This window comes from Pseudomonas sp. HLS-6 TE3448 (assembly GCF_053629555.1).
The window spans coordinates 2,188,321-2,214,515 of the sequence record NZ_JBRJIO010000001.1; the positions used below are offsets into that span (position 1 = coordinate 2,188,321).

General features: G+C 61.1%; 21 protein-coding genes and 1 pseudogene. 13 read left to right on the forward strand and 9 right to left on the reverse strand.

The window, feature by feature from the left end:
* Positions 1-12: 12 nt before the first annotated feature.
* Positions 13-3,384: a M10 family metallopeptidase C-terminal domain-containing protein gene (locus AB7M23_RS10075; RefSeq protein ID WP_454240736.1), complete on the reverse strand. Its 3,372-nt coding sequence runs from the start codon at positions 3,382-3,384 to the stop codon at positions 13-15.
* 187 nt (positions 3,385-3,571) lie between these two features.
* On the opposite strand from AB7M23_RS10075, the gene AB7M23_RS10080 reads away from it, so the two are divergent.
* From AB7M23_RS10080 to AB7M23_RS10090, 3 genes are all read left to right on the forward strand, one after another.
* The gene (locus tag AB7M23_RS10080) at positions 3,572-4,072 is read left to right on the forward strand and encodes a methylated-DNA--[protein]-cysteine S-methyltransferase (RefSeq protein WP_454240737.1); all 501 of its coding nucleotides are present in this window, start codon (positions 3,572-3,574) and stop codon (positions 4,070-4,072) included.
* Positions 4,073-4,163: 91 nt separating this feature from the next.
* Entirely contained in the window at positions 4,164-4,808 is a 645-nt protein-coding gene (locus AB7M23_RS10085) for an MBL fold metallo-hydrolase (protein ID WP_330521942.1), read from the forward strand.
* 91 nt (positions 4,809-4,899) lie between these two features.
* Entirely contained in the window at positions 4,900-5,592 is a 693-nt protein-coding gene (locus AB7M23_RS10090) for an OmpA family protein (RefSeq protein ID WP_065759119.1), read from the forward strand.
* Between the two features lie 61 nt (positions 5,593-5,653).
* On the opposite strand, the gene AB7M23_RS10095 is transcribed toward AB7M23_RS10090, so the two are convergent.
* From AB7M23_RS10095 to AB7M23_RS10105, 3 genes and pseudogenes are all read right to left on the reverse strand, one after another.
* Positions 5,654-6,550: an acyltransferase gene (locus AB7M23_RS10095; RefSeq protein WP_454240738.1), complete on the reverse strand. Its 897-nt coding sequence runs from the start codon at positions 6,548-6,550 to the stop codon at positions 5,654-5,656.
* A 3-nt stretch (positions 6,551-6,553) separates the two neighbouring features.
* Positions 6,554-8,650: a phosphate acetyltransferase gene (gene pta / locus AB7M23_RS10100; RefSeq protein ID WP_454240739.1), complete on the reverse strand. Its 2,097-nt coding sequence runs from the start codon at positions 8,648-8,650 to the stop codon at positions 6,554-6,556.
* 32 nt (positions 8,651-8,682) lie between these two features.
* Positions 8,683-8,990, reverse strand: a pseudogene (locus AB7M23_RS10105) (DUF3565 domain-containing protein).
* Between AB7M23_RS10105 and AB7M23_RS10110 the strand changes: the two are divergent.
* Positions 8,989-9,474, forward strand: coding sequence for an FKBP-type peptidyl-prolyl cis-trans isomerase (locus AB7M23_RS10110; RefSeq protein WP_065759116.1), 486 nt, complete (start codon positions 8,989-8,991; stop codon positions 9,472-9,474). The pseudogene AB7M23_RS10105 and the gene AB7M23_RS10110 sit on opposite strands and share 2 nt — an antisense overlap.
* 145 nt (positions 9,475-9,619) lie before the next feature.
* Positions 9,620-10,102, forward strand: coding sequence for a glutathione peroxidase (locus tag AB7M23_RS10115; RefSeq protein WP_065759115.1), 483 nt, complete (start codon positions 9,620-9,622; stop codon positions 10,100-10,102).
* A gap of 23 nt (positions 10,103-10,125) precedes the next feature.
* Here the strand turns inward: AB7M23_RS10115 and AB7M23_RS10120 are convergent, their stop codons facing one another.
* Complete coding sequence (locus tag AB7M23_RS10120; protein ID WP_454240740.1) at positions 10,126-11,337, reverse strand: glycosyltransferase family 4 protein; 1,212 nt, start codon at positions 11,335-11,337, stop codon at positions 10,126-10,128.
* 176 nt (positions 11,338-11,513) lie between these two features.
* Between AB7M23_RS10120 and AB7M23_RS10125 the strand changes: the two genes are divergently transcribed.
* Positions 11,514-12,830 carry a methyl-accepting chemotaxis protein gene (locus tag AB7M23_RS10125; RefSeq protein ID WP_454240741.1) on the forward strand — a complete coding sequence of 439 codons (1,317 nt, stop codon included), beginning with the start codon at positions 11,514-11,516 and terminating at the stop codon, positions 12,828-12,830.
* A gap of 55 nt (positions 12,831-12,885) precedes the next feature.
* On the opposite strand, the gene cysZ is transcribed toward AB7M23_RS10125, so the two are convergent.
* Positions 12,886-13,644: a sulfate transporter CysZ gene (gene cysZ, locus AB7M23_RS10130; RefSeq protein ID WP_454240742.1), complete on the reverse strand. Its 759-nt coding sequence runs from the start codon at positions 13,642-13,644 to the stop codon at positions 12,886-12,888.
* Between the two features lie 266 nt (positions 13,645-13,910).
* On the opposite strand from cysZ, the gene AB7M23_RS10135 reads away from it, so the two are divergent.
* Positions 13,911-14,510 carry a peroxiredoxin gene (locus AB7M23_RS10135; RefSeq protein WP_330521949.1) on the forward strand — a complete coding sequence of 200 codons (600 nt, stop codon included), beginning with the start codon at positions 13,911-13,913 and terminating at the stop codon, positions 14,508-14,510.
* A gap of 126 nt (positions 14,511-14,636) precedes the next feature.
* A complete protein-coding gene (gene trxB / locus AB7M23_RS10140; protein WP_065761145.1) occupies positions 14,637-15,599 on the forward strand; it encodes a thioredoxin-disulfide reductase in 963 nt (320 codons plus the stop codon).
* Between the two features lie 93 nt (positions 15,600-15,692).
* On the opposite strand, the gene nadC is transcribed toward trxB, so the two are convergent.
* Entirely contained in the window at positions 15,693-16,541 is an 849-nt protein-coding gene (gene nadC, locus AB7M23_RS10145; RefSeq protein ID WP_102051869.1) for a carboxylating nicotinate-nucleotide diphosphorylase, read from the reverse strand.
* A 175-nt stretch (positions 16,542-16,716) separates the two neighbouring features.
* On the opposite strand from nadC, the gene ampD reads away from it, so the two are divergent.
* The 3 genes from ampD to AB7M23_RS10160 all read left to right on the forward strand — a co-directional run bounded on the left by ampD (position 16,717) and on the right by AB7M23_RS10160 (position 20,295).
* Positions 16,717-17,283: a 1,6-anhydro-N-acetylmuramyl-L-alanine amidase AmpD gene (ampD, locus tag AB7M23_RS10150; RefSeq protein ID WP_454240743.1), complete on the forward strand. Its 567-nt coding sequence runs from the start codon at positions 16,717-16,719 to the stop codon at positions 17,281-17,283.
* Positions 17,280-18,113 (forward strand): regulatory signaling modulator protein AmpE, encoded by an 834-nt coding sequence (gene ampE, locus AB7M23_RS10155; protein WP_099773570.1) that lies wholly within the window; start codon positions 17,280-17,282, stop codon positions 18,111-18,113. The genes ampD and ampE overlap by 4 nt, the downstream gene beginning before the upstream one ends.
* Before the next feature lie 1,477 nt (positions 18,114-19,590).
* The gene (locus AB7M23_RS10160) at positions 19,591-20,295 is read left to right on the forward strand and encodes a methyl-accepting chemotaxis protein (protein ID WP_371917186.1); all 705 of its coding nucleotides are present in this window, start codon (positions 19,591-19,593) and stop codon (positions 20,293-20,295) included.
* Between the two features lie 27 nt (positions 20,296-20,322).
* Here AB7M23_RS10160 and AB7M23_RS10165 read toward each other — a convergent pair whose 3' ends face one another.
* Positions 20,323-21,099, reverse strand: a complete 777-nt coding sequence (locus tag AB7M23_RS10165; protein WP_454240744.1) for a TatD family hydrolase — start codon at positions 21,097-21,099, stop codon at positions 20,323-20,325.
* Positions 21,100-21,101: 2 nt separating this feature from the next.
* Positions 21,102-22,097 (reverse strand): catabolite repressor/activator, encoded by a 996-nt coding sequence (gene cra, locus AB7M23_RS10170; RefSeq protein WP_102051872.1) that lies wholly within the window; start codon positions 22,095-22,097, stop codon positions 21,102-21,104.
* 286 nt (positions 22,098-22,383) lie between these two features.
* On the opposite strand from cra, the gene ptsP reads away from it, so the two are divergent.
* Entirely contained in the window at positions 22,384-25,245 is a 2,862-nt protein-coding gene (ptsP, locus tag AB7M23_RS10175) for a phosphoenolpyruvate--protein phosphotransferase (RefSeq protein WP_454240745.1), read from the forward strand.
* Positions 25,245-26,195: a 1-phosphofructokinase gene (gene pfkB, locus AB7M23_RS10180; protein WP_454240746.1), complete on the forward strand. Its 951-nt coding sequence runs from the start codon at positions 25,245-25,247 to the stop codon at positions 26,193-26,195. Before ptsP ends, pfkB begins: the two co-directional genes overlap by 1 nt.

Sequence of the window (26,195 nt, forward strand, 5' to 3'; positions counted from 1 at the left end):
GAGTTACCGTCATCAGCCAATCATATCCTGCGCACTGAAGCTGTTGACGCCCACCAGGTGAATCTCGAAGTCAGCGTCCGGGGTGGCGTTGACGTTGCCGTAGAGGATGTGATCGACAAAGCGCACTTGCCCGGCGGCGCTGAACGCATCGGCACCAATGAAGCTGAAGGTGTTGATGCCTTTGGCGAGGACGTTGGCGTCGAGTTTCGACAGGTCGATCTTGTCGCCTTCGCTGCTGTTGAAGTCGGTGATGACGTCGCGTGCGTTGCCTTTGCCCAACTCGTTCAGCAGGTTGAAAACGAACCGGTCGGCGCCGCTGCCGCCAGTGAGTGTGTCGGTGCCGAGGCTGCCGATCAGCAGGTCGTTGCCCGCCCCGCCATTGAGTTGGTCATTGCCTGCACCACCGTTCAGGGTGTTGTTGGCGCTGTTGCCGATCAACACGTTGTTGAGTCCGTTGCCGGTGCCGTTTAGGTTGGCACTGCCGGTAAGGGTCAGGTTCTCCAGGTTGGCACCCAGGGTCCAGTTGACCGAAGCGCGCACGGTATCGATCTCGCGGGGCAGGGTGCTGGTTTCAACGAGGGTGTCGCGCAGGTTGTCGACCACATAAGTGTCGTTGCCGGTACCACCGATCAGGGTGTCGATACCTGCGCCACCGTCCAGCAGGTTGTCACCTGCGTTGCCGGTGATGCGGTTGTTGAGGGTATTGCCGGCGCCGTTCAGGTTGGCACTGCCGGTGAGCGTCAGGTTTTCCAGGTTGGCGCCCAAGGTCCAATTGACCGAAGAGAAGACGCTGTCGATTTCCTTGAGCGATGTTGATCGTTCAATGATGAGGTCGTCGGTGCTGTCGACGTAGTAGGTGTCGTTGCCGGCGCCGCCGTCGAGGGTATCGCTACCGCCAGCGCCGTTGAGCAGGTTGGCGCCGCTGTTGCCCGTCAGGGTGTTGTTCAGTGTGTTGCCGGTCAGCTTGAGTGCGCCACTGCCCAGCAGCGCGCCGTCTTCAACGTTGGCGGCAAGGGTGTAGCTGACGCTGCTGCGCACCAGGTCGCGGCCTTGGCCGCTGGCCTCAATGACTGTGTCGGCGATGTTGTCGACCACATAGATGTCATTGCCGAGGCCGCCGCTGAGGGTATCGGCACCCGCACCGCCGTTTAGCAGGTTGTCGCCTGCGTTGCCGGTCAGCACGTTGTTGCGCGTGTTGCCGGTACCGCTGAGGTTACTGCTGCCGGTGAGCACGAGGTTTTCCAGGTTGGCGCCCAGGGTCCAGTTCACTGAAGTGCGAACCGTGTCGATTTCACTGGCAGAGGTGCTTTGTTCGATGATGACATCGCGCAGGTTGTCGACCACGTAGATATCGTTGCCGGTGCCACCGGTCAGGGTGTCGATCCCGGCACCGCCGTCCAGGATGTTTGCTCCGGCATTGCCGGTGATGCGGTTGTTGAGGGCGTTGCCGGTGCCGTTGATCGCAGCCAGGCCGGTGAGGGTCAGGTTCTCCAGGTTGGCGCCCAAGGTCCAGCTCACTGTTGAAAAGACATTGTCGATCTCGGTTGGCGAGGCGCCTCGTTCGATGACGGTGTCCGCGAGATTATCGATGTAGTAGGTGTCGTTGCCAGCGCCTCCGTCGAGGACATCGGCACCGCCAGCGCCGTCCAGCACGTTGGCGCCACCGTTGCCGGTCAGGGTGTTGTTCAGCGCGTTGCCCACCAGCTTGAGCGCGCCGCTGCCCACCAGCAGGCCGTCTTCGACGTTGGCGGCCAGGGTGTAGCTGATGCTGCTGCGGACCAGGTCGCGGCCTTCGTTGCTGGCCTCGATGACCTTGTCGGCGATGTTGTCGATCACATAGATGTCATTGCCAAGGCCGCCACTGAGGGTATCGGCACCCAGGCCACCTTCGAGCAGGTCATTGCCCGCCCCGCCATTGAGTTGGTCATTGCCTGCGCCACCGTTCAGGGTGTTGTTGGCACTGTTACCGGTCAGCACGTTGTTGCGGGTGTTGCCGGTGCCGTTGAGGTTACCGCTGCCCGTCAGGGTAAGGTTTTCCAGGTTGGCGCCCAGGGTCCAGCTCACTGAGGCACGAACGGTGTCGATCTCGCTGGCCAAGGTGCTGGTTTCAATGATGATGTCGGCGCTGTTGTCGACCACGTAGGTGTCGTTGCCGGTGCCACCGATCAGGGTGTCAACCCCGGCACCGCCGTCCAGCACGTTCGCTCCGGCGTTACCGGTGATGCGGTTATTGAGTGCGTTGCCAGTGCCGTTGGTGTTGGCTTTACCGGTGAGCGTCAGCACTTCAATGTTGGCGCTCAGGGCGTAACTGACTGAGGAGAGAACGGTGTCGATCTCGCTGCTCAGGGTGCTGGTTTCACTGACGATATCGCCGACGTTGTCGACAATATAGGTGTCGTTTCCCGAACCGCCGATCATTGTGTCGCTGCCGCCACGACCATCCAGCACGTTGTTCAGGGCGTTGCCAATCAGGGTGTCGCCAAAGGCCGACCCCGTGGCATTTTCGATTTTTGCGCCATAGGCGATACCCAGCCCGTTGTTGATGGCTGTCGTGTCCGTCTGGTCATAGAAGGCTTTGCCGATGTTGCTGAATTGGCCTTCATTCAAATTGAGGCGTACCGAGGCTTTCTGGTTGCTCGCGTCAAGGGTATCGATGCCGCCGGCATCCCAGAGGGTCTCGAAGACTGATTGGTCGGCGCCCCACTGGTAGGTGTTGTTACCGGTTTGCCATTGGGTGTTTGCGCCATAGAGCTTCTGGATCGCCAGGATGTCCAGCAGCATGGGCGAGGTGGGCTCAAAGGAATAGGCGTTGTTGTAGCTCATTACCGTGTAGTGGACATCGTCGAGCTCTGGCGCCAGTACGGTGTAGTTGTAGGCACTGGTGCTGAAGGGGTGTTTCAGGCCAAGTGCATGGCCAATCTCATGCACAAAGGTCATGTAGTCATAGGTGCCCTTGACCGGTGCCTTGTTGTTGGTTACTGGCCCGATCCAGACATCGCCAGCACTGGGCGCTCTGTCAGGAAAGTAAGCCCAGGCTGCGGTGTCGTCACTCATGTAGGCGTAACCGCCAAAACGCAGGTCGCCGACGTTGCTCGCAGTTTCCTTGACCTGGGTAAACTTGATATTGGCTACCGCAGACCAGCTATTCAGGGCGCTGGTGACGGCGGCCTGTTGCGGCGCAGTCAGGGCATAGCTTGCCTGGTACTCGTTGTCGTCGGTGTAGCGGCGGGCGAAAAGCGAGACGTATGGATCGATGAAGCTGTACGTCAGGTTCGTCGTACTCGCGCCGTTGCCCCAGGCAGTACCAAACAAAAGGCTGTTGAGCTGGACGTTGTTGCTGAGAGAGGCGTACCAGACAGAGGAGTAACCAAGTGGACCGGGCATTTTAGCTTCCTGGGCGAACGGCGGCCTTTCCTTGGGTGGCCGCTACGGTATCGCGCTTTTTATCAGAATCTGTAGCGTTGATACAGGCGAGTTGTTTAATTTGGCGTCAAAAAAACGCGAATTTCATCTGGAGCCTTCAGGTGGAGGATGCGCTGCTGACCTCACGATGATTTATGGAATTCAGGGCATGTCCTACGTATTCAAGATGATGGATTCACCTGTCGGCCAACTGACCCTGATTGCACGCGCGTCCAGGCTCGCCGCAGTGCTCTGGGAAAACGAGAAGCCCAATCGGGTCGTCTTGAGAGCCGTGCGTGAGGCGGTTGAAAACCCGGTGTTGCTGGCCACCGAGCGGCAGCTCGGTGAGTACTTCGCCGGTACGCGAAAGCGCTTTGAGTTGGACCTCGACTTTGTCGGTACTGAGTTTCAATGCAAGGTCTGGCAGGCTCTGTTGACCATCCCGTTTGGCGAAACCCGTAGCTACAGTGACATCGCCCGGCAGATTGGCTGCCCGAAAGCGGTGCGCGCCGTAGGGGCAGCCAACGGCAAGAATCCGATTTCGGTCATTGTCCCTTGCCACCGGGTGATTGGCGCCTCGGGCAGTTTGACCGGCTATGCCGGTGGGTTGGCGGCCAAGCAGTTCCTGTTGGCACTGGAAGGCAGGCAGACACTGGCGCTGGGGTTTTGAATCGACCACCGGCCTGTTTTCACGAAAGTGATATCGGCGGGTTCAGCCGGCTGTGCCAAAATATGCCATCACCTTTTGGCAGGATTACTTCATGCAAACCGCCAGCCCCGCGCTGATCCGCGAAACCTTCCCCGTCGGCCCTTTGCAGTGCAACTGCACCCTGATCGGCGACCCGATTACCAAGAAGGCCATCGTTGTCGACCCGGGCGGCAACCATGAGCAGATTATCGCGCGCCTTGACGCTCACGGTTTGAAGCTGGTCAGTATCATCCATACCCATGCGCACCTGGACCATTTCCTGGCCTCCGGCCTGTTGAAGGAAAAGACCGGTGCTACGCTGCACTTGCACAAGGAAGACCAGTTCCTCTGGGATAACCTGGAAATGCAGTGCCGGATGTTCGGCGTACCCTACACGCCGGTACCGTCGCCGGATCGCTGGCTGGCCGATGACGAAGAGTTGGCGTGCGGTTGTGGGGTTGCCTTGCACACGCCGGGGCATACCCCGGGTTCGATGAGTTTCTGGTTCGCCGATGCCAAGTTGCTGATCGCTGGCGATACGCTGTTTCGCCGAGGTATTGGTCGTACCGATTTGTGGGGCGGCGATCAGCCGACCATTGTCCGTTCGATCAAAGAGCGCCTGTACCGGCTGGATGAGGACGCTACCGTTGTAACCGGGCATGGACCAGACACCCGTTTGGGTGATGAAATGCGGGAAAATCCATTTGTTCGGGCCTGAACCAGGGAATTATTTGCGTTTATCGCGTTCCAAGGCCCGTATAGGTCTGCCAATTTTCGATGTGCTTTAGAATCCCTGTAGGAGCTTTTCCATGTTCACCTCGCGTCGTCTGATTATCGTCGCTACTGCTGTTGCCATGCTGTCCGGTTGTGCCACCCCAAGCCCTTACGATAACCAAGGGCAGGCACAGCAAAGCACTGGAATGAGCAAAACTGCCAAGTACGGCGGCCTGGGCGCGCTGGCCGGCGCAATCGCGGGTGCTGCAATCAACCACGACAACCGTGGCAAGGGCGCACTGATCGGTGCGGCAGCTGTGGGTGCAGCGGCGGCCGGTTACGGCTACTACGCCGACAAGCAGGAAGCGGCACTGCGTGAAAGCATGGCCAACACCGGCGTGGAAGTGCAGCGCCAGGGCGATCAGATCAAGCTGATCATGCCGGGCAACATTACCTTCGGCACCGACTCGTCGGATATCGCCCCAAGCTTCTATTCGCCGCTGAACAACCTGGCCAACTCGTTCAAGCAGTTCAACCAGAACACCATTGAGATCGTTGGCTACACCGACAGCACCGGCAGCCGCCAGCACAACATGGACCTGTCGCAGCGCCGTGCGCAGGCTGTCAGCACTTACCTGACATCCCAGGGCGTGGACAGTTCGCGTCTGTCGGTACGCGGTGCTGGCCCGGATCAGCCGGTTGCGAGCAACGCTGATGCCAATGGCCGTGCACAAAACCGTCGTGTAGAGGTCAACCTGAAGCCGATTCCTGGTCAGCAGTACCAGTAACCGTCGGCCTGTCGCCAGCGAGGCGGATTGCTACGGTATGTAGTAACCCGCCTTGCGGGTATCAGCGTTGACGGTGTAACTGCGCCAAATGCTGATCCTTCTCTTCCCATAGCCGGTTGATCCATTGCTGGAACGCCAGCCGGTACGCGTCATCCTGGTCATAGCTTTTGCCGAGGAACTCCTCGGGAATGGCCAGTTCCTGAATATGCACCGCTACCCGTGTCATCCGCCCGCACAGCAGGTCCCAGAAACCCGGCGCACCGTCTGGGTAGTAGAGGGTCACGTTGATGATCGATTGCAGTTGTTCACCCATGGCATCCAGCACGAAGGCGATGCCGCCGGCCTTGGGCTTGAGCAGGTGCTGGAACGGTGACTGTTGGTCTGCATGTTTGGCCTGGGTGAAGCGGGTACCTTCGGCAAAGTTGAAGATGGCGGTTGGCGTGCCACGAAACTTTGCGCAGGTGCGGCGGGTGGTTTCCAGGTCCTTGCCTTGCTTCTCCGGGTGTTTGGCCAGGTAGGCCTTGGAGTAGCGTTTCATGAACGGAAAGCCCAGCGCCCACCAGGCCAGCCCGATCACCGGTACCCAGATCAGCACGTGCTTGAGGAAGAACTTCAGCGGCCGAATGCGCCGGTTCAGCACGTACTGCAGCACCATGATGTCCACCCAGCTCTGGTGGTTACTGGTGACCAGATAACTGTGCTGGTAGCCGAGCCCTTGCAGGCCCTCCACCTGCCAGTGGGTATGCCTGATCAGGTTCATCCAGCCCTTGTTGTTGCTGATCCAGGCTTCGTGGATGTGGCGCATCAGTTCGTCTGTCAGCTTCTGTGCCGCCGGAAACGGCAAGCACAGCTTGAACAGGCTGACGATGAACAGCGGGGTACAGCACACAAGGGTGTTCAGCCCCAGCAGCAACGAGGCAATGATCCCGCGCACAGGCGCGGGCAGAAAAGCGAGCATGGTTCAACTATCCAGAGAGCGGTTGGCCTGAATCGCAGTCAGGGCAATGGTGTAGACGATGTCGTCGACCTGGGCGCCACGGGGCAGGTCGTTGACCGGTTTACGCAGGCCTTGCAGCATTGGCCCGAGGCTGACGCAGTCGGCACTGCGCTGCACGGCTTTGTGGGTGGTGTTGCCGGTGTTGAGGTCCGGGAAGACGAACACCGTGGCGCGGCCTGCTACCGGGCTGTTTGGCGCCAGTTCGCGAGCGGTGTTTTCGTTGGCCGCCGTGTCGTATTGCAGTGGGCCGTCAATCTGCAGGTCGCGTTGGTTTTCCTGGGCGATCAGGGTGGCTTCGCGTACTTTCTCCACCTCTTCGCCGCTTGCCGAGTCGCCACTGGAGTAACTGATCATCGCCACCCGTGGCGTGATGCCGAAGGCTTCGGCCGAGTCGGCGCTCTGCAGGGCGATTTCGGCCAGTTCGCTGGCGCTGGGGTGCGGGTTCATCACGCAGTCGCCGTACACCAGCACCTGCTCGGGGAAGAGCATGAAGAATACCGACGAGACCAGGGTGCAGCCCGGCGCGGTCTTGATCAGTTGCAGGGCCGGGCGGATGGTGTTGGCGGTGGAGTGCACCAGGCCCGAGACCAGCCCGTCGACTTCGTCCAGCGCCAGCATCATGGTGCCGATGACCACCGGGTCTTCCAGTTGCTGCTCCGCCATTGGCGCATTGAGGCTCTTGCTTTTGCGCAGGTTGACCATCGGCTCGACATAGCGCTCGCGGATCAAGTCCGGGTCGAGGATTTCCAGGCCTTCTGGCAGCTCGATACCTTGGGCGCGGGCCACCGCCTGCACCTCTTGCGGTTTGGCCAGCAGCACACACCGGGCGATGCCGCGGGTCTGGCAGATGGCCGCAGCCTGCACGGTCATGGGCTCGGCGCCTTCCGGCAGGACGATGCGCTTGTTGGCCTGCTGGGCACGTTGGATCAGTTGGTAACGGAACACCGCAGGTGACAGGCGCATCTCCCGTGGGGTGCCACAGCGCTGATGCAGCCAGCTGGCGTCGAGGTGGCTGGCGACGAAGTCGGTGATGATCTCGGCGCGCTCGCGGTCGTCGACCGGAATTTCCTTGTTGAGCTGGTTCAGTTGGTTGGCCGTGTCATAGGAACCCGTGCTCACCGACAGTACCGGCAGGCCTGCCGCCAGTGCTCCCCGGCAGAGTTCGAGGATGCGCGGGTCGGGTTTGCTGTCGCTGGTCAGGAGCAGGCCGGCCAGTGGTACACCATTGATCGATGCCAGGCTGACGGCGAGGATGATGTCATCGCGGTCGCCCGGGGTTACCACCAGGGTGCCAGGCGTAAGCAGTGGCACCGTATTGGCGACGGTACGGGCACAGAGGATGATCTTGTTCATCCGCCGTTGTTCATAGTCCCCGGCGTTGAGCACCTGAGCGCCAAGCAGTTCCGCCACATCGCGGGTGCGCGGTGCATTGAGGTCGGCCTGGTAGGGGATGCAGCCAAGCAGGCGGAAATCTCCGCTGCGCAGCACTGGCGAGTGTTCTTTGAGGCGTGTGGCGAAGGCGTGCATGCTTTCGTCGCTACGCACCTTGTTGAGGATCACCCCTAGCACTTTCGGGTCCTTCGGCCCACCGAACAGTTGTGCTTGCAGCTCGACCCGTCCGGACAGTTCGGCCAGCACGTCGTTCTCCGGTGCCGAGACCAGGATGACCTCGGCATCCAGGCTTTTCGCCAGGTGCAGGTTGACCCGCGCAGCGTAGCTGGCGTGGCGGGTCGGCACCATGCCTTCTACCACGACCACGTCCTTGCCCTCGCAGGCTTGCTGGTAGAGGGTGACTATTTCTTCGAGCAGCTCATCGAGCTGGCCGTCGCCCAGCATGCGCTCGACGTGGGCCAGGCTCAGCGGCTTCGGCGGCTTCAAACCGTGGGTACGCGCGATCAGCTCGGTGGAGCGCTCTGGACCGGTATCACCTGGGTGTGGCTGGGCGATCGGCTTGAAAAAGCCCACCTTCAGGCCGGCCCGCTCCAAGGTGCGGACCAGGCCCAGGCTGATGGAGGTCAGGCCGACACCAAAGTCGGTCGGCGCGATAAAAAATGTCTGCATGCGAGCGTCTCGAGGTGAGCTGTGCAAAAGAATCAATTGCCAAGGGTATCGCTATCGACACCCTGCGCGCACCAGCCGCAGGAAAAAGGCTGGCCGATACGCTGTTGGCGCTGGTCGGCGTCCAGCACCCACGCGCGCGATTGCCAGGGCGGCTGGTGGCGCAGGTGCTGAGTATGGCCGCAGGACAATTCGACCACCCAGTGGCCGTCCTCGTCCTGATGAAAACCGAGAATGCGGCTGTCGCTCATGGTATTCCGTTTGTCTGGGTTACGTTCGCTTTCGGGCGAGGCCTTGGTTACACTTATGGCTCTATATTCTTCTGCAAAAGGTCTCGCCCCATGCTGATCGCCGCCAACAAGGCTGTCTCCATCGACTATACCCTGACCAACGACGCTGGTGAGGTCATCGACAGCTCCGCCGGCGGCGCTCCGCTGGTCTACCTGCATGGCGCAGGCAACATCATCCCGGGCCTGGAGAAGGCTCTGGAAGGCAAGAAAGCCGGTGAGGAACTGAACGTTGCCATCGAACCTGAAGATGCCTACGGCGAATACCTGGCTGAACTGGTCAGCACCCTGAACCGCAGCATGTTCGAAGGTGTCGACGAGCTGGAAGTCGGCATGCAGTTCCACGCTTCGGCGCCGGACGGCCAAATGCAGATCGTCACCATCCGTGATCTGGACGGCGACGACGTTACCGTCGATGGCAACCACCCACTGGCTGGCCAGCGCCTGACCTTCCAGGTCAAAGTGGTTGACGTTCGTGACGCCAGCGAAGAAGAAATCGCGCATCGCCACATCCACGGCGAAGGTGGTCATCACCACTGATTTTCTGCGCTAAGCTCAGGAAGTCGCGAAGGCGGTCGGGACGATCGGTCAGGCACCCACTGGGACCTGCGATCAGCCCGGGCGCCTTTTTAGTGGGCGAGCCAAAAGGGCGCCGTGGCCCGGATTGGCAATAGAGGAGTTAGTCATGAGTGTATTTCACGACCTGAAGTTGCAAGCGCTGGATGGCCAGGAGTTACCCCTGGCGCCCTTCAAGGGCCAGGTGGTGCTGGTGGTCAACGTCGCCTCCAAGTGTGGGTTGACGCCGCAATACGCTGCGCTGGAAAACCTCTATCAGCAGTACAAAGCCAAGGGTTTCAACGTGCTGGGTTTGCCGTGCAACCAGTTTGCCGGGCAGGAGCCGGGCACCGAGAGCGAGATCCAGGCCTTTTGCAGCCTTAACTATGGGGTGAATTTCCCTCTGGGCAGCAAACTGGACGTTAACGGTCCGCAGCGACACCCCCTGTACCGTTTGCTGGCTGGCGAAGGCGCGGAGTTCCCGGGCGATATCACCTGGAACTTCGAAAAATTTCTGGTTGGCAAGGATGGTCGGGTATTGGCTCGCTTTGCTCCGCGTACCGCGCCGGATGATCCGACCGTGGTTCAGGCGATCGAGAAAGCGCTGGGCTAACCGGTTCTAACGGGCGATTTCGTTCACCCGTGAGGTGCGGATGAGCCCGGCTTGATCGTCAGTGGGACAGGTGGTTGGCGCACGCTGGCCGCTTGTTCGCACGCTGTACGCAAGTAAGCCTCGAATTGCTCGACAATCGCTGGCCAGCATTGGCGGCTGGCATGTTGGCGAGCATTCAGGCGTACCCGGCGCAAGGTCTCACTGTCTTCAAGTAGCCAACTGGCGGCGTCGATGAATGCATTCTCGTCACCTGGCATGGCCAGTGCGCCACTGTGCCCGTGGCGGATATGCTGAGCCGCAGCGGCTTCATCGTAGGCAACGACCCCCAGCCCTGACGCCAGGGCTTCAAGCACGACATTGCCGAAGGTTTCCGTGAGGCTGGGGAACAGGAAGATATCCCCGGACGCATAGTGTTCGGCCAAGGCTGTGCCGCGTTGGGCACCACAGAAAATCGCCTGTGGCAGTTGCTGTTCCAGTGCAGCCCGCTGAGGGCCGTCGCCGACCACAATCAGCTTGATGCGCCGCAGTGGATAAGCCTGGCACAGCGCCTCGACACTGCGGCGTAACAGGCCCAGGTTCTTTTCCGCAGCCAATCGCCCGACGTACATCAGGGCAATGTCCTCGTTACCCAACCCCCAGTGTTCACGCAGCGTCTGGCTGCGTCGCGCCGGGTTGAACAGGTTGCTGTCGACACCGCGGGCGAGCAGGCCCAGGCGCTCGAAACCTCGTCGTTGCAGTGTCTGGCGCTGGCTGATGCTCGGTACCAGGGTGGTGTGCGTGCGGTTGTGAAACCAGCGCAGGTAGTGGGTGAGTGCATGCTTCAGCAGGCCCAGACCGTATGGGGCGGTGTACAGCTGAAAGTTGGTATGAAAGCCACTGACCACGGCAATCCCCAAGCGCCGTGCAGCCCGCAAGGCGCTCAAGCCGAGTGGGCCTTCGGTCGCGATGTACAGCACGTCCGGGCGCTGCCGGCGCCAGTGACGCAGGAGTTTGTGCATCGACACCTGGCCCCATTGCAAGCCGGGGTAGCCGGGCAGTGGCCAGCCACGGCACAACAGTGCCTGGTCGTCGCCTGTGCCAGGTAAATCACTTGCCTGGCGCGGGCGCACCAATTCGACATCATGCCCGCGTGAGCGCAAGCCCTCGCTGAGGCGGCCCAGCGTGTTGGCGACCCCGTTGATTTCGGGTGGGAAGGTCTCGCTGACCAGGGCGATGCGCAAGGTATGTGCTGTCATGACGTACAGTTTCATGCCCGTGGATTGCGCAGGCGTGACGGTGGCATGACGGCTTTGTGACGCCTGACCTCGGGGCTTGTGTGACCGAAATATTTCGCATTGGCGCGCTCAAGAATGTCGAACAATCGGCCGATGCAGATGCATTCAATTGAAGGTCTTGCGCTCCAGGGGCGGTAATGTTCAACAGCAAACTGAAAAAAGAAATCCTCCAGCTGCGTGAAGACCTGCTTTCCATGGAACAGGTCAAAAGCAGTCTCGACAGTGAGATGCTGGTACTGCACCTTGACCCGCAGGGCCGTATCGAGTCGGTTAACAGCAACTTCGAGAAAGAGATGCTGTACGACAGCAGCCAGTTGGTTGGCCGTAACATCGAAGAAATCGTTCCGCCTCACGTCAAACAGCTCGATTTTTACACGAAAATGAGCGGTGCCATCACCCGCGGTGAACACCTCAATGGTGCTTTCCGTCTGCTGCGTGGCAACGGCGAGGAAGCCTGGCTGCGTTCGATTTTGCAGCCAGTCAAGAACAGCGCAGGGCGGCTGCAGTACTTTACGCTGCACTCCAGCGACCTGACCCGCACCATTGAAACCTCTCGTGAGCATGAAAGCCTGATCAATGCGCTGATGCGCTCTACGGCTGTGATCGAGTTCAATCTCGACGGCGAAGTGCTCACGGCCAATGACCGCTTTCTGCAGACGATGGGTTATACCCTCGAGAAGCTGCGCGGCAAGCACCACCGGGTGTTCTGTACGCCGGAAGATTACAACTCGCCCGATTATCAGGCGTTCTGGGACAAGCTGCGCCGTGGCGAGTTCATCGTTGACCGTTTCAAGCGCATTGATGCCCATGGGCGTGAAGTCTGGTTGGAGGCGTCCTACAACCCGATCATCGATGCGCACGACGTGCTGTACAAAGTGGTCAAGTTCGCCACGGTAATCACCGATCAGGTCAAGCAGGAACAAGCTGTTGCCGAGGCAGCCAACATTGCCTACGAGACCTCTCAGCAGACCGACGCTAGCGCTCAGAAGGGCGCCGAGGTTGTGACCAATACCGTTGAAGTCATGCGTGGCCTTGAGGCCTACATGCAGGATGCAGCGGAGGGTATCGAGGCATTGGACAAGCAGTCTCAGGTGATCGGCTCGATCATCAAGACCATCAGCGACATTGCCGGGCAGACCAACCTGCTGGCGCTCAACGCGGCCATTGAAGCCGCTCGTGCGGGCGAACAAGGCCGTGGTTTCGCGGTGGTTGCCGACGAAGTACGGCAATTGGCGTCGCGTACCAGCGCCGCCACCGAGGAAATCGCCCGGGTGGTGCAGCAGAACGAACAACTGGCCAAAGCCGCAGTGGACATTATCGACAGCAGCAAGCGTCAGGCCGAACAAGGCCTGGAGCTGGTCGGGCAGACCGGAACGGTGATTGTCGAGATTCAGGACGGCGCCAAGCGCGTGGTCAGCGCGGTGGGCCAGTTCTCCAGCCACCTGGCGAGCTGATGTCGGCCTGACCAGAGACGCTACGGCCTGCCAGATGGCAGGCCGTATCAAGGCGTCAGCTTACCTTCGTCGGCGCTAGCGCCTTGTCACCGTCTTCACGCACCCAGAACACCACGGCCCCCGCTACCGCCGCCGGCATCATCAGGATGTTGACGAACGGGATCAGCAGCGCCAGGTACACCGAGCCGCCGAAGCTCAGGCTCTTCCAGCGTTTTTCCCGCAGCCAGGCGAGCATTTCGTTCCAGCCCAGCTTGTGGTTGTCGGCCGGGTAGTCGATGTATTGAATGGCCATCATCCAGATCCCGAACACCAGCCACAACGGCGCCGCGATCAGGTTGACCACCGGAATCAGCGACAGAATGAACAGGGCGATGGTGCGTGGCAGGAAGTAGCCCAGTTTGCGCAGCTCACGGCTCAGCGTGCGCGGCACCATGGCGACCAGTTCGCTCCAACTGAACGGCGGCGACTGATCACTGCCGCGTATTACCGCTTCGACCTTTTCAGCCAGAAAGCCATTGAACGGGGCGGCGATGATATTGGCGAGCAGGGTGAAGGTGAAGAACACCATCAGCGCTACCAGCACGACAAACAGCGGCCACAGGATATAGCTGAGAAAACTCAGCCAGTTCGGCAGGCTGGGCATCAACGTGTCGACCCACAGGCTGAACTGGTGCCCGGCAAGGTAAACAAGGCCGAAAAACAGTACCAGGTTGATCGTCAAAGGCAGCAACACGAACAGTCGCAGGCCCGGGCTGAGTACCAGTTTTAAGCCCTGGCGCAGGTAGTCCGGGCCAGAAAGAACAGGGGCTTGCATAGAAGGCTCCGCGTGAGGATAAAACGCGCTGACATTACCCAGTTTGGGCACCCGGTGAAAGCCGGCAAGGCTTGGCGACACGCGATGTAACAAAAGCCGAGGTCGCTTGTGACCCTTAGGTCATAGAGGATCAGGCCATTCCCAAGACGGTAAATAGAGGTCGTCTATAAGGTAGATTGTCTAAGGATATTTCCTTAATCTCTGCCACCTCGCTACAGTGCGCACAACTTTTCAACGCCTTCGAATTCAATCTTCAAGGAGTTTTCATGAGCATTCTGGTTAACAAGCAAGCCCCTGATTTCGATGCCGCGGCAGTGCTGGGTGACGGTTCGATCGTTGACAGCTTCAAGCTTTCCTCCCTGCGCGGCAAATACGTCGTGCTGTTCTTCTGGCCGCTGGACTTCACCTTCGTCTGCCCGTCGGAAATCATTGCCCACAACAACCGTATGGACAAGTTCCGTGAGCTGGGTGTTGAAGTGGTCGGTGTTTCCATCGACTCGCAGTTCACCCACCACGCCTGGCGCAACACGCCGGTGGAGAAGGGCGGCATTGGCGAAGTCGAATTCACCATGGTCGCTGACGTTAAACACGAAATCACCCGTGCCTATGGCATCGAGCATGACGCTGGCGTTGCTCTGCGCGCTTCGTTCCTGATCGACCAGAAAGGCGTGGTGCAGCATCAGGTAGTCAACAACCTGCCGCTGGGTCGTGAAGTCGACGAGATGATTCGTCTGGTCGAAGCCCTGCAGTTCACCGAACAGTACGGTGAAGTGTGCCCGGCCGGCTGGCGTCCAGGCCAGAAAGGCATGAAGGCCGATGCCAAGGGTGTTGCCGACTACCTGGCGGAAAACGCCAAGAGCCTGTAACCCGCTGTTTTCAGGACCTGCGGCCAAAAGCCTTCCCCAAGTGCTTCGCAGGTTCTTTTTTATTCCAGCCGGCGATCCCGGCGTTACGACACTGGCCGCTGCAGGCCAGGTCGACAGGAGAGTGTCATGTCTGAAGTACGTCATTCGCGAGTGATCATCCTCGGTTCCGGCCCTGCCGGTTACAGCGCCGCGGTGTACGCTGCCCGTGCCAACCTCAAGCCGCTGCTGATCACCGGCATGCAGGCTGGTGGCCAGTTGACCACTACCACCGAAGTCGACAACTGGCCGGGCGACGCCCACGGCCTGACCGGCCCGGCACTGATGCAGCGTATGCAGGAACACGCCGAGCGTTTCGAGACTGAAGTGGTGTTCGACCACATCAACGCCGTAGACCTGGCGCAAAAGCCGTTCACCCTCAAAGGTGACAGCGCCACCTACACCTGTGATGCACTGATCATCGCCACCGGTGCCAGCGCTCGCTACCTGGGCCTGCCGTCGGAAGAAACCTTCATGGGCAAAGGTGTTTCGGCCTGCGCTACCTGTGATGGTTTCTTCTACCGCAACCGTGAGGTGGCGGTAGTGGGTGGCGGTAACACCGCTGTCGAGGAAGCCCTGTACCTGGCCAACATTGCCAGCAAGGTCACTCTGGTTCACCGCCGCGAGACCTTCCGCGCCGAGAAGATCCTGGTCGACAAGCTGCACGCCCGTGTGGCCGAAGGCAAGATCGTGCTGAAGCTCAACGCCACGCTGGACGAAGTGCTGGGTGACGACATGGGCGTGACCGGTGCGCGCCTGAAGAACAACGATGGCAGCAGCGAAGACATCAAGGTCGACGGCGTGTTCATCGCCATTGGCCATACCCCGAACACGTCGCTGTTCGAAGGCCAGCTGACCCTCAAGGACGGCTACCTGGTAGTCAACGGCGGCCGTGACGGCAACGCCACTGCCACCAACATCGAGGGTGTGTTTGCTGCCGGTGACGTGGCTGACCACGTGTACCGCCAGGCGATCACCTCGGCCGGTGCCGGTTGCATGGCTGCACTGGACGTCGAGCGCTACCTGGATGGCCTGCAGAACGCGGCACATTGATTCTGCGCAGGTAAATGACAAACCCCCGCCTTTGAGCGGGGGTTTGTTTTTTCAGGCCAGGGGCCGCGCACGTGCGGTAAGCCCTCTGAGCCCTTACAGGCTCAGGCGCATCGACAGGTCCACCGCCTTGACGTCCTTGGTCATGGCACCGATGGATATGTAGTCCACACCCGTTTCGGCGACCACCAGCAGGGTGCTTTCGTTGATCCCGCCACTGGCTTCGAGTTTGGCACGGCCAGCATTCAGGCGGACGGCTTCGCGCATGTCGTCCAGGCTCAGTTCATCGAGCATGATGATGTCGGCACCAGCGTCCAGTGCCTGCTTCAGCTCGGCCAGGCTTTCCACTTCGATTTCCACGGGTTTGCCGGGGGCGATGCGGTGTGCCGCGGTGATCGCTTCGGCGATGCCGCCGCTGGCCGCAATGTGGTTTTCCTTGATCAGGAAGGCATCGTAGAGGCCGATCCGGTGGTTGTGGCAGCCGCCGCAGGTGACGGCATACTTCTGCGCCAGGCGCAGGCCTGGGAGCGTCTTGCGGGTGTCGAGCAGTTTGACCTGGGTATGGGCAACCTTGTCAGCGAGGAACTGCGCGTGGGTGGCAACACCGGAGAGCAACTGCAGGAAGTTCAAGGCGCTGCGTTCACCACTGAGCAGCGAGCGTGCCGGCCCTTCAAGGGTGAACAGGATCTGGTTGGGCCTGGCCCGGTCGCCGTCCTTGACCTGCCAATGCACCGCCACCCGAGGGTCGAGCTGGCGGAACACCGCATCCACCCAGGCAGTACCGCTGATGACGCAGTTCTCACGGGTGATGATGGTGGCCTTGGCCAGGCGTTCGGCGGGGATCAGTTGGGCAGTGATATCGCCGCTGCCAATGTCTTCGAGCAACGCACGGCGCACGTTGGCTTCGATTTCGGCAGTCAGATCGGCGAGGCGTAAATTCGGCATGGCGGGCTCCACAAGCTAAGTGGCCGGGATTATAGGTCAGCCCGTGCCGGGGTTGCAGCAAACAAGCGGCGTGTTGTGCAGGGTTTGGCTACTCGAGAACACACTTTTTCACGATACATCTGCCTGTGCGACGGGGCATACTGGCATTGTCTTTGGGTTGCTTTCAGGAATTTCTATGCAGTTGGACCGTGCTACCGGCTGGGTTGCCGGCATCACCCATTGCCCTTCGCCAAACTTTAACGCCCGCCCTGATGGCGAAGCCATTTCCCTGCTGGTGATCCACAATATCAGCTTGCCGCCAGCGCAATTCGCCACCGGCAAGGTTCAGGCGTTCTTCCAGAACCGTTTGGACCCTGGCGAGCACCCGTTTTTCGAGACCATCAAGACCTTGCGCGTTTCTGCGCATTTTTTGATCGAGCGTGATGGTGCCGTCACCCAGTTCGTGTCCTGCCTGGATCGGGCCTGGCACGCCGGTGTCTCGGCATTTGACGGTCGCGAAGGATGTAACGACTTTTCTTTGGGTATCGAACTGGAGGGCACCGACGATATGCCCTTCACCGATGCCCAGTATCAGGCCTTGCAGGTGCTGACCCGGCAACTGCAGGCGGCCTGGCCAGCGATTAGCTGCGAACGGATTCGCGGCCACAGTGAAATTGCCCCGGGTCGCAAGACGGATCCGGGCCCAGCCTTTGATTGGGCGCGTTACCGCGCCGCCCTGCAGGATAGCGAGGAGAAATCATGAGTTTTCTGGTGTTGTTGCTGGTGTTGTGGATCGAGAAGTTTTCGGCGTTGCGTCAGCGCCTGCAACGCGATGGCTTCTTTCTTGGCGAGTTGGCGCGACTGGAGCGTAGCGGCAAAACCCATCCGTGGTGGGCGCTGGGTATTCTGGTGCTGCTGCCGGTGGCGTTGCTGGCGTTGCTCGTGCATGCGCTGGAACCGGTGGCGTATGGTTTGCTGGTCTTTCCGATCCACTTGCTGGTGCTGATTTACAGCTTGGGACGTGGTGATGTGAAGGCGTCGCTGGGCGCATTTCGCGATGCGTGGCGGCGTGGCGATGAGCAGGCCGCACTGCATGTGGCTGAACGTGATCTGGGCTTGGCCGCCGACAATGAAACCATGTTGATTGAGCGGGTTGAAGGGCATCTGCTGTGGCAGGCCTACCAGAGCCTGTTCGCGGTGATTTTCTGGTACTTCCTGCTGGGCCCGGCCATCGCGTTGGGTTACCGCTTGTTGGCATTGACGGCGGCTCATGCGCGTAACGAGGCATTGCGTGACTGTGCAGGGCAGGTACGGCATGCCTTCGATTGGCTGCCCGTACGCTTGTTGGCCTTGAGCTTTGCCTTGGTCGGCAATTTCGTTGCGGTCAGCCGTGCGTTGTTGCACGAATTGCTGAACTGGCACATCAGCGCCGGTCGGCTGATTCACATCGCCGGCCGTGCGGCCGGCGAGCTCTCTCAGGGCGCTGCGGTCGGCCCTGATGGCCTTGCCGATCTGGACACCCTCTGGGAACTGCTGCTGCGTTCCGCCGTACTCTGGTACGCCGGCTTCGCCCTCTGGACCGTCCTTGCCTGAAACCATGGCGGATCGAGCTCGGGCTCGATCCGCCGGTTAACCTTAAGTTACAAAACCCCGCATCGATATGCGTTATACAGGACCTGGTGAACATCGCCGGTGGCCTAGAGCCATTGCGCCTATAGAACAATAAGAATCAAGGAGACGACCCGTGAAGCGCCTCTTGTATCCCGCCGTTGCGCTGATGAACCGCCTGAGTTTCGGGATGAAGTTCAGCCTGATCAGCGTCCTGTTTTTCCTGCCCATGCTGGTGACCAATTTCTATCTGGTCCGCGACGCGTATGCCCAGCTCAATGCCACCCGCGTCGAGTTGCAAAGCCTCGATCTGCTTGGCAGCAGCCTGATGTTGCGCAGTGATCTGGAAACCTTGGGCAACCTGGTGCAGATCAATGCTGTGCTGGGGCAGTCGGGCAAGGCCGAGGATGTCGAGGTGAAAATCTCGGCCCTTGAACAGCAGCTGCTGTCCCGCCTGCAGGGTTTGAGCACGGTATCGGTCGATGAGGCGCAGGTGCGAGCCTTCGAGGACAAACGCAGTGAAATGCTGGCCGTGTTCCAGCGTGCGCAGAGCGAATCGTCCTTGTTGAGCAAGGCAGCCCTGTTTGACAAGCTGCTGGCCCAGGCCCAGGTGCTGAGCAAGCTGATCGCCAGCCAGGCCGGGCTGAGCCAGGATGATGAGCGTGTCGTTCGCCAACTCAGTGAGCTGTTGATCAGCGCAACCCCGCAGGTCACTCAGGCCTTGGGTGAGGGGCGAGCCATGGGCGCCTATTCCCTTGGTCAAGGCTTTCTCAATTCGTCCTCCAGTACCCGTTTCGAGGAACTGCTGCAGGCCCTCGACAAACTCGCAGCGGACTATGCGATCAAGGTGCAGGACGCCCTGGCCACTGAACCGCGGGCGAAGGCGAGCCTGGGGGCGCACGCTGCAGCCAGCCAGGCCACATTGAAGCAGGCCAGTGAGCTGTTCGAGGAGCAGGTGGTCATGGCCGACACCCTTGATGCGCCGTGGCCAGCTTTTTATCAACAGGCTAGCGACTTGATGGCGCAGACCTACCAACTCAACAGTGCAACCCTGGACTTTCTGCGCCTGGAGTTGCAGCAGCGACTGGGGGAATACCGTCAGCACATGACACTGCTGGTGGCGGCACTGGCGGGCATATTCCTGTTGATCGTCTACCTGTACAGCGGCTTCTATGCCTCGACCCGCAGCACGCTGAAGCGTCTTGGCGTTGTGATGGACGAGGTGGCGGCTGGTGACATGACCGTGAACTTCCAGGCCCACAGCCGCGATGAGCTGGGTGAGTTGGGGCAGGTGTTCAATGCCACGGTGCGGCGTATTCACGACCTGATCGAGCAGGTTGGCCAGACCGTGGCGCAGGTTGAGTACCAGGCCGGGCAGGTGCATGCCGTTTCGGCGCGCAGCAACCAGGCGGTCAGCGGTCAGCGGGGGCAGATCGAACAGGTGGCCACGGCGATGAACCAGATGTCGGCGACGGCCCAGGAGGTCGCACGCAGCACGGCGGCGGCGGTCAACAGCGCCCATGGGGTCAATCGGGACACCGTCAGTGGGCGCAGCCTGGTGGCGTTGCAGCAAGGCAGCATTGCCCGCCTGGCCAGTGAGATTGATCAATCGGTACAGGTGATCAACCAGTTGGCCAGTGACAGCCAGGCCATCAGCCGGGTGCTGGAGGTGATCAAGAGCATTGCCGAACAGACCAACCTGCTGGCGTTGAACGCCGCTATCGAAGCGGCCCGTGCCGGCGAGCAAGGCCGTGGCTTCGCCGTGGTGGCCGATGAGGTGCGCACACTGGCCAAGCGCACTCAGCAATCGACCGAAGAAATCGAGCAGATGATTTCACGCTTGCAGGGTGGTGTGGGCGCTGCGGTCAAGGCGATGGACAGCAGCCATCAGATGGCATCGGGGACGGTGGGCCAGTCTGAGCAGGTGCAGCAGGCGCTGGAGAACATTCTGGGTGCCGTCGGTACGATCGTCGACCAGAACCAGCAGATTGCCGCTGCGGTAGAGCAGCAGACCGCGGTAGCCCATGACATCGACCAGAACATCGTGCAGATCAACCGCGCCGCCGAGCATGCCAGTGACGGCGCGCACCAGACCGAAGATGCCAGCCGGCAACTGTCTACCCAGGTGCTGGAGCTCAAGCGTTTGATTGGAGCGTTTCGGGTCTAGGATCAGGCAGGTTCGCTGTACGAGGGGTTACCAGCCAAATAGCTCACAGGCCGTGAGGCTGCTGGCCTCGGCCAACTGCTCGGGCGCAATGCCCATCAGCTCGGCCAGCGCGGTGGCAATCTGTGGCAGGTGTTCCGGGCTGTTGCGCAGCCCGGCAAACATCACCGGTGCCATGTCCGGGGCGTCGGTTTCCAGTACCACGCTGTCCAGTGGCAAACGCGCAATGGTTTTGCGCAGACGCAGTGCCTGTGGCCAGGTGGCCGCGCCACCCAGGCCGAGCTTGAAGCCCAGCTTGATGTACTCCCTGGCTTCTTCGTAACTGCCGGCAAACGCGTGGATTATTCCACCGCGTGCCAGCTTGTAGCGCTTGAGGGTTGCAATGACCTGAGCGTGGCTGCGCCGTACATGCAGCAGTGCTGGCAGGTTGAAGTCAGCTGCCAGCTGTAACTGGCCTTCAAACAGGGCATTTTGCCGATCCCGGTCGAGGGTTTCCAGGTAGTAGTCCAGGCCAAACTCACCCACTGCACACAGCTGGCGCGCGCCGTGCAGGCGGTTCAGCCAGTCTTTCAGTGCCAGCAGATCCTCGGCGCGGTGCTCATCCAGGTACACCGGATGCAGGCCAAACGCGGCATACAACTGTGCGTCGCTTTGCACCAGCTCCCAGATCCGCTGCCAGTTGTCCCGATACACCCCCAGCACCACCATGCGTTCGACACCCTGGGCCCGGGCATTGGCCAGCAATGCTGTGCGGTCAGCATCGAAGTCCGGAAAGTCCAGGTGCGTGTGGGTGTCGATCAGGCGCATGGTCAGGCCGCAAAGATTCGCTGTTTGAAGGTCCGGCCAATGGCATGGACACCCGGCGTGTAATCGTTTTTCTCAACCGCCGCCAAAGCCAGTTTCAGCGCCGTTTCGGCGATCAGCCCGTGTTGCTGGGCCATGGCGTTGACTGGCAGTGGCAGGAAGTCCAGCAACTGGGTGTCACCAAAGGTGCCCAGATGCACAGCACGGGAGTCGGCTGGACGGCTTTGCAGTACGTCGAACACGCCCTGCAGCAGCACGTAGGAGGTGGTCACCAGTGCGTCGGGCAGGCGGCCCAGATCGGCCAGCAGTTCGCCCATCAGGCGACGACCGCAGTCACGGCTGAAGGCCTCGCCCTGATAGTGGCTGATGCTGCCGGTAAAGCCTTCCAGCGCCTGATCGAAGCCACGGGTACGGGCCTGGCTGACGCTCAGTTCGGCACGCGCACCAATCAGGGCGATGTGCTTGGGCGCCGATTCCAGCAGGCTGCGGGTCAACTGCAGGCTGGCGTTCTGGTCATCACTGACCACCGAGCAGAAATGCGCGGCGTCCAGCGTACGGTCGATGGCAATGATCGGCAGGCCTTTAGCCTGCAACTGCCGATAGCTGTCGTCGTCTTCTGGCAGGCAGGTGGCGACAAACAAGGCATCACAACGGCGGGCGCGGAACAGCTGCTGCAACTGCCGCTCGCTGTCGGGGTTGTCGTCGCTGCTGGCGATCAGCAACTGATAGCCCTGGGCGCGGGCGCCTTGCTCCAGCCGTTTGGCGATGCACGCGTAGGAGGGGTTTTCCAGATCAGGCAGGATGAACCCCAGGGTGCGCGTGTGTCGGCTGCGCAGGCCCGCGGCCTGTGGGTTGGGCGTGAAGCCATGTGCATCGACCACTGCACGCACCCGCTCTACAGTACTGTTACTGATGCGTTGCTGTTCGGCCTTGCCATTGATGACATAGCTGGCGGTGGTCACAGACACACCGGCCAGGCGAGCGATATCGCTGAGTTTCACCGAATTATCCTTGTTATTACCAGGTCTTGGCTGCGAAGCCTGACTGGGTAGTTTCGCCGATCTCATCGCAGTAGCGCAGACGACTATTGTCGCAGTTGCCCGACAAGATGGGGCTTCATAGATCGCAGATTATCGAGTAACGTGATCGTCATTATAGATTAAACGTTTCAGCTGGCGCTTTTTCTGCCCTGCTAGCCACCGGCGCCAAGGCCAGACCTCTAAGGACTGTGCTGAAATATCCACAACAATACCTCGGCGCCCACCTGGCGCTGCAAAGGAGAGGGTCATGCTCGAGCTCACCGTAGAGCAGATATCCATGGGCCAGACGGCTGTGGATAAACCGGCCGCACTGCAACTGTTGGCAGACCTGCTGGTCGCTGACGGGTTGGTCGCCGAAGGTTACCTGGCCGGGTTGCAGGCCCGCGAGACACAAGGCTCGACCTTTCTTGGCCAGGGCATCGCTATCCCGCATGGCACTCCACAGACCCGCGACCTGGTGCATACCACCGGCGTGCGGCTGTTGCAGTTTCCCGACGGTGTGGACTGGGGCGACGGTCAGAAGGTTTACCTGGCCATTGGCATCGCCGCCAAATCCGATGAGCACCTGCGGCTTCTGCAACTGCTGACCCGGGCCTTGGGTGAAACCGACCTGGGTGAGGCGCTGCGCCGTGCCTCCTCTGCCGAGGCACTGTTGAAATTGCTGCAGGGCGCACCGCAAGCGTTGGCGCTGGATGCCCAACTGATCGGCCTTGGCGTGCCGTCGGAAGATTTCGAGGAACTGGTCTGGCGCGGTGCACGCCTGCTGCGGCGTGCCGAATGCGTGGGGAACGGCTTTGCGGCAGTGCTCCAGCAAGTCGAGGCCTTGCCGCTGGGCGATGGGCTTTGGTGGTTGCACAGCGAGCAGACGGTGCGGCAACCGGGCCTGGCGTTCGTGACCCCGGCACAACCGCTGCGTTACTTGGGCCAGCCCTTGAACGGGCTGTTCTGCCTGGCCAGCCTGGGCGAAGCCCATCAGGCGCTGCTCGAACGTTTATGCACACTGCTGATCGAAGGCCGTGGCCAGGAACTGTTTCGCGCCACCAGCAGCCGCACGGTATTGGAAGTATTGGGTGGCGAAGTGCCGGTCGACTGGCCCAGCGCACGCATTACCCTGGCCAATGCCCATGGCCTGCACGCGCGCCCGGCCAAGATCCTTGCGCAGTTGGCCAAGGCCTTTGAGGGCGAAATTCGCCTGCGCTTGCCGGAAACCGGCCAGGCTGCCGTCTCGGCGAAGAGCTTGAGCAAGCTGCTCAGCCTGGGCGCTCACCGTGGGCAGGTGCTGGAATTCATCGCCGAGCCAAGCATTGCGGCTGACGCGTTGCCGGCCTTGCTGGCCGCAGTGGAAGAGGGGCTGGGCGAGGAGATCGAGCCGTTGCCGACTCTTGCGCCTGAGCCTGTGGTTGCCGAGGTGATTCAACCGTTGGTTCAGGCCCCGGTGGCAGGTGCGTTGATTCAAGGGGTGGCGGCCGCCCCTGGAATCGCCAGCGGCCCGGCGCATGTGCAGGTGTTGCGCGAATTCGACTATCCGCTGCGCGGTGAATCACCTGCTGTGGAGCGCGAGCGATTGCAGCAGGCACTCGCGGCCGTACGTGACGATATCGACGGGGTGATCAAGCGCAGCCAGGCCAAGGCGATCCGTGAAATCTTCATCACCCACCTGGAAATGCTCGACGATCCCGAACTGGGCGATGAGGTTGAACAGCGTCTGCGCCAGGGTGAAAGCGCCGAAGCCGCGTGGATGGCGGTAATCGATGGCGCAGCCCGACAGCAGGAAGCCCTGCACGATGCCCTGCTCGCTGAACGTGCCGCCGACCTGCGCGACGTCGGTCGCCGGGTGCTGGCGCAGTTGTGTGGCGAGGCCGATGTAGCCTTGCCGGACGCGCCTTATGTGCTGGTCATGGAAGAGGTTGGGCCTTCCGATGTCGCCCGGCTTGACCCGGCCCGTGTTGCCGGCATTCTTACCGCCCGCGGGGGCGCTACCGCGCACAGCGCCATTGTTGCCCGTGCGCTTGGCATTCCTGCGGTGGTGGGGGCGGGGGCGTCAGTGTTGTTGATTGCCCAAGGCACGCCGCTGCTGCTCGACGGCCAGCGCGGACGTTTGCATGTGGCGCCCGAGCCTGCGCTGTTGCAGCGCTCCCTGGCCGAGCGTGACCGTCGTGAACAGCGTTTGCAGGCCGCCCGTGCGCGTCGTCTGGAACCGGCGCATACCCTGGATGGGCACGCGATCGAAGTCTTTGCCAACATCGGTGAAAGCGCGGGTATCGCGGCGGTGGTCGACCACGGGGCCGAAGGCATCGGCTTGCTGCGCACTGAGCTGATTTTCATGGCCCACCAGAGCGCTCCCGATGAAGCGACTCAGGAGGCGGAGTACCGCAAGGTGCTCGATGGTCTCGACGGGCGGCCACTGGTGGTGCGAACCCTTGATGTCGGAGGGGACAAACCGTTGCCCTACTGGCCGATCGAGCAGGAAGAAAACCCGTTCCTCGGTGTACGCGGTATTCGCCTGACGCTGCAACGGCCGCAGATCATGGAGAGCCAGTTGCGGGCCCTGTTGCGCGCCGCCGACAACCGCCCGCTGCGGATCATGTTTCCGATGGTCGGGCAGTTGGAGGAGTGGCGCGAAGCGCGGGCGATGGTCGAGCGCCTACGCGAGGAAATCGAGGTCAGCGACCTGCAGGTCGGGATCATGATCGAAGTGCCTTCGGCGGCGATACTGGCGCCAGTGCTGGCCCGCGAAGTGGACTTCTTCAGCGTCGGCACCAATGACCTGACCCAGTACACCCTGGCCATTGACCGTGGTCACCCGACGCTTTCCGCCCAGGCCGATGGCCTGCACCCTGCGGTACTGCACTTGATCGACACGACGGTGCGTGCGGCCCATGCCCACGGCAAGTGGGTCGGGGTATGCGGCGAACTGGCGGCCGACCCACAGGCGGTGCCAATCCTGCTGGGCCTTGGGGTGGATGAACTGAGCGTGGCGGCGCGCAGCATCGCCGAGGTCAAGGCTCAGGTACGTGAACTGAATTATGAACACACCCGGCAGTTGGCGCGTGACGCGTTGGCTCAGGGTAGCGCCGCCGATGTGCGGGCGCTGGTGGAGATACTCTGATGGCCAAGATCCTGACGCTGACCCTCAACCCGGCACTGGACCTCACCGTTACGCTGGAGCACTTGCAGCCGGGCACCGTCAACCGCAGCAAAGGCCTGCAGGCTCATGCCGCTGGCAAGGGACTCAACGTGGCTCAGGTACTGGCCGACCTGGGGCACCAGGTGACAGTAAGCGGTTTTCTGGGGGCGGATAACCTTCAACCGTTTGAGGCGCTGATTGCACAGCGTGGCTTTGTTGACGGCTTCATTCGTGTTCCGGGGCAGACCCGTAGCAATATCAAGCTGGTCGAAGGCACAGGGCGGGTGACGGACATCAATGGCCCTGGGCCGGAGGTCAACGAATCGGCTTTTGCGGCACTGTTGGAGCGTCTTGAGCACATCGCACCGGGGCATGACGCCGTGGTCGTGGCCGGTAGCCTGCCGCCTGGCGTCACCGTGCAGTGGTTTGCACAACTGCTTGCCCGCCTCAAGGCCTTGGGGCTGAAGGTGGCGCTGGACACCAGTGGCGAGGCCTTGCGGGCCGGCCTTGCCAGCATGCCGTGGTTGGTCAAGCCCAACACCGACGAACTGGCTGAAGTGCTGGAAACGCCGCTGCACAGTTTTACCGAGCAGCACGCCGCAGCGCGCCGTTTGCTGGACCTGGGCATTGAGGAAGTGGTGGTTTCTCAAGGGGCCGAGGGCGTTACCTGGTTCAACGCCCAGGCCACCTTGCACGCCTCGCCGCCCCGCGTGAAGGTCGCCAGTACCGTGGGTGCCGGTGATTCGTTGTTGGCGGGCATGGTCCACGGGCTGCTGACTGGCGACGACGCCAAGACCACCTTGCGGCGGGCAACCGCCATTGCGGCCATGGCCGTGAGCCAGATCGGCTTTGGCATTACCGACCCACAGTACCTCGTGCAGTTGCAGCGTGAGATCCGAATCCACACCCCGGCAGCAGAACAAGAGGGTTGA